Origin of the sequence: Pusillimonas minor (assembly GCF_014237865.1) — a bacterium.
GTDB classification, from domain to species: domain Bacteria; phylum Pseudomonadota; class Gammaproteobacteria; order Burkholderiales; family Burkholderiaceae_B; genus Neopusillimonas; species Neopusillimonas minor.
The window spans coordinates 1-1,045 of record NZ_JACJUU010000047.1 but is presented as its reverse complement, the minus strand read 5'-3'; the positions used below and the strand labels follow the sequence as shown (position 1 = coordinate 1,045).

Here is a 1,045-nt window from a genome sequence, read left to right as displayed (position 1 = left end):
TTACTTGACTGTAAAACTCTCACTCTTACCGAACTTGGCCGTAACCTGCCAACCAAAGCGAGAACAAAACATAACATCAAACGAATCGACCGATTGTTAGGTAATCGTCACCTCCACAAAGAGCGACTCGCTGTATACCGTTGGCATGCTAGCTTTATCTGTTCGGGCAATACGATGCCCATTGTACTTGTTGACTGGTCTGATATCCGTGAGCAAAAACGGCTTATGGTATTGCGAGCTTCAGTCGCACTACACGGTCGTTCTGTTACTCTTTATGAGAAAGCGTTCCCGCTTTCAGAGCAATGTTCAAAGAAAGCTCATGACCAATTTCTAGCCGACCTTGCGAGCATTCTACCGAGTAACACCACACCGCTCATTGTCAGTGATGCTGGCTTTAAAGTGCCATGGTATAAATCCGTTGAGAAGCTGGGTTGGTACTGGTTAAGTCGAGTAAGAGGAAAAGTACAATATGCAGACCTAGGAGCGGAAAACTGGAAACCTATCAGCAACTTACATGATATGTCATCTAGTCACTCAAAGACTTTAGGCTATAAGAGGCTGACTAAAAGCAATCCAATCTCATGCCAAATTCTATTGTATAAATCTCGCTCTAAAGGCCGAAAAAATCAGCGCTCGACACGGACTCATTGTCACCACCCGTCACCTAAAATCTACTCAGCGTCGGCAAAGGAGCCATGGATTCTAGCAACTAACTTACCTGTTGAAATTCGAACACCCAAACAACTTGTTAATATCTATTCGAAGCGAATGCAGATTGAAGAAACCTTCCGAGACTTGAAAAGTCCTGCCTACGGACTAGGCCTACGCCATAGCCGAACGAGCAGCTCAGAGCGTTTTGATATCATGCTGCTAATCGCCCTGATGCTTCAACTAACATGTTGGCTTGCGGGCGTTCATGCTCAGAAACAAGGTTGGGACAAGCACTTCCAGGCTAACACAGTCAGAAATCGAAACGTACTCTCAACAGTTCGCTTAGGCATGGAAGTTTTGCGGCATTCTGGCTACACAATAACAAGGGAAGACT

The 1,045-nt window shown here is 45.3% G+C and carries 1 protein-coding gene; it reads left to right on the top strand.

Going from position 1 to position 1,045, the window contains the following annotated elements:
* On the top strand, positions 1-1,045 hold a 1,045-nt coding region (locus GTU67_RS15180; RefSeq protein ID WP_010129817.1), incomplete at both ends, for an IS4-like element ISVsa5 family transposase.